This window comes from Amycolatopsis sp. La24 (genome assembly GCF_029087445.1).
GTDB classification, from domain to species: domain Bacteria; phylum Actinomycetota; class Actinomycetes; order Mycobacteriales; family Pseudonocardiaceae; genus Amycolatopsis; species Amycolatopsis nivea.
This window is the reverse complement of sequence record NZ_JARACH010000131.1, coordinates 1-3,168: the sequence shown is the minus strand read 5'-3', so window position 1 is coordinate 3,168 and position 3,168 is coordinate 1. Positions and strand designations below refer to the sequence as shown.

Annotated in this window: 2 rRNA genes (1 of these 2 only partly in view); both read right to left on the bottom strand. The window is 58.0% G+C overall.

Going from position 1 to position 3,168, the window contains the following annotated elements:
- A 23S ribosomal RNA gene (locus tag PUT80_RS46030) occupies window positions 1-1,567 on the bottom strand; it reaches 1,623 nt to the left of the window's first position.
- Between the two features lie 278 nt (window positions 1,568-1,845).
- Window positions 1,846-3,168: ribosomal RNA gene (locus PUT80_RS46025) — 16S ribosomal RNA — on the bottom strand; the annotation flags it as partial.

Here is a 3,168-nt window from a genome sequence, read left to right as displayed (position 1 = left end):
GCTTCGGGTGGTTAGTGTCAACCGCCTCGCCATGGGCGCACATGCTCGGGTACGGGAATATCAACCCGTTGTCCATCGACTACGCCTGTCGGCCTCGCCTTAGGTCCCGACTTACCCTGGGCGGATTAGCCTGGCCCAGGAACCCTTGGTCATCCGGCGGCAGAGTTTCTCACTCTGCATTCGCTACTCATGCCTGCATTCTCACTCCCGCACCCTCCACGACTCGCTTCCGCGGCCGCTTCCCTGGATGCAGGACGCTCCCCTACCCATCCACACCACTGCACAAGAACCCGAAAGCTCTTGCGGATGTATTGTGTGAATGACACAGCTTCGGCGGTGTGCTTAAGCCCCGCTACATTGTCGGCGCAGGACCACTTGACCAGTGAGCTATTACGCACTCTTTCAAGGGTGGCTGCTTCTAAGCCAACCTCCTGGTTGTCTGGGCAATCCCACATCCTTTCCCACTGAGCACACACTTAGGGGCCTTAGCTGGTGTTCTGGGCTGTTTCCCTCTCGACGACGAAGCTTATCCCCCGCCGTCTCACTGCCGCGCTCTCACTAACCGGTATTCGGAGTTTGGTTGATTTCGGTAACCCGGTAAGGCCCCTAGACCATCCAGTAGCTCTACCCCCGGCAAGAAACACGCGACGCTGCACCTAAATGCATTTCGGGGAGAACCAGCTATCACGGAGTTTGATTGGCCTTTCACCCCTACCCACAGCTCATCCCCTCAGTTTTCAACCTAAGTGGGTTCGGGCCTCCACGACGTCTTACCGTCGCTTCACCCTGGCCATGGGTAGATCACTCCGCTTCGGGTCTAGACCACGCGACTCAATCGCCCTATTCAGACTCGCTTTCGCTACGGCTACCCCACCCGGGTTAACCTCGCCACGCAGCACTAACTCGCAGGCTCATTCTTCAAAAGGCACGCCATCACGCCGAAACGCTCTGACGGCTTGTAGGCACACGGTTTCAGGTACTCTTTCACTCCCCTCCCGGGGTACTTTTCATCTTTCCCTCACGGTACTCGTCCGCTATCGGTCTTCAGGAAGTATTTAGGCTTACCGGGTGGTCCCGGCAGATTCACAGCAAATTCCACGAGCTCGCTGCTACTCGGGAACACCACCAAGACCTACGACAACAGCTTTCGCGTACGGGGCTCTCACCCGCTCCGGCCGCCCGTCCCAAGGCGTTCCGCTAACCATCGCGTACATCCGGAGAAATGTCAGTCTCTCCAAGGTGGGTCCCACAACACCGCCCGCACAACGCCTGACAGCTTGACATGCAAACGGTTTAGCCTCTTCCGCTTTCGCTCGCCACTACTCACGGAATCACTTTTGTTTTCTCTTCCTGCGGGTACTGAGATGTTTCACTTCCCCGCGTTCCCTCCACACCGGCTATATATTCACCGGCGGGTAACACCACATCACTGGTGCTGGGTTTCCCCATTCGGAAATCCTCGGATCACAGCTCGGTTGACAGCTCCCCGAGGCATATCGCAGCCTCCCACGTCCTTCATCGGCTCCTGAAGCCAAGACATCCACCATGTGCCCTTAACAACTTGACCACAAAGATGCTCGCATCCACTCTACAGTTCTCAAACACCACACCAGAAACAACGTGTGTTGCCTCAGGACCCAACAGCGTGCAGTGAACACCCGACCACCCGGACTCCGCTCCCCCGTTCCACGCGGCAAGCCGCAGTACTGAGCAGGAACATCATCCACCGTCGCCGGCGATAACCAGTAGTTCCACAATTCCTTGAGCAACCGTCGCAGAGATGCATTCGACCTCTAAGTGACGGCCACTCCCAGCACGATGACTGGGATGTGTTGTGCTCCTTAGAAAGGAGGTGATCCAGCCGCACCTTCCGGTACGGCTACCTTGTTACGACTTCGTCCCAATCGCCAGTCCCACCTTCGACCACTCCCTCCCTTGCGGGTTGGGCCATGGGCTTCGGGTGTTACCGACTTTCATGACGTGACGGGCGGTGTGTACAAGGCCCGGGAACGTATTCACCGCAGCGTTGCTGATCTGCGATTACTAGCGACTCCGACTTCACGCAGTCGAGTTGCAGACTGCGATCCGAACTGAGACCGGCTTTAAGGGATTCGCTCCACCTCGCGGTATCGCAGCCCTCTGTACCAGCCATTGTAGCATGTGTGAAGCCCTGGACATAAGGGGCATGATGACTTGACGTCATCCCCACCTTCCTCCGAGTTGACCCCGGCAGTCTCCCACGAGTCCCCGCCATGACGCGCTGGCAACGTAGGATAAGGGTTGCGCTCGTTGCGGGACTTAACCCAACATCTCACGACACGAGCTGACGACAGCCATGCACCACCTGTACACCAACCACAAGGGAAGCCCCATCTCTGGGGATGTCTGGCGCATGTCAAGCCCAGGTAAGGTTCTTCGCGTTGCATCGAATTAATCCACATGCTCCGCCGCTTGTGCGGGCCCCCGTCAATTCCTTTGAGTTTTAGCCTTGCGGCCGTACTCCCCAGGCGGGGCGCTTAATGCGTTAGCTACGGCACGGACAACGTGGAATGTCGCCCACACCTAGCGCCCAACGTTTACAGCGTGGACTACCAGGGTATCTAATCCTGTTCGCTCCCCACGCTTTCGCTCCTCAGCGTCAGTATCGGCCCAGAGACCCGCCTTCGCCACCGGTGTTCCTCCTGATATCTGCGCATTTCACCGCTACACCAGGAATTCCAGTCTCCCCTGCCGAACTCAAGTCTGCCCGTATCGACTGCACGCTGAAGGTTAAGCCTCCAGATTTCACAGCCGACGCGACAAACCGCCTACGAGCTCTTTACGCCCAATAATTCCGGACAACGCTCGCACCCTACGTATTACCGCGGCTGCTGGCACGTAGTTAGCCGGTGCTTCTTATCCAGGTACCGTCACTTGCGCTTCGTCCCTGGCGAAAGAGGTTTACAACCCGAAGGCCGTCATCCCTCACGCGGCGTCGCTGCATCAGGCTTGCGCCCATTGTGCAATATTCCCCACTGCTGCCTCCCGTAGGAGTCTGGGCCGTGTCTCAGTCCCAGTGTGGCCGGTCACCCTCTCAGGCCGGCTACCCGTCGTCGCCTTGGTAGGCCATTACCCCACCAACAAGCTGATAGGCCGCGGGTTCATCCCATACCGCCGGAACTTTCCACC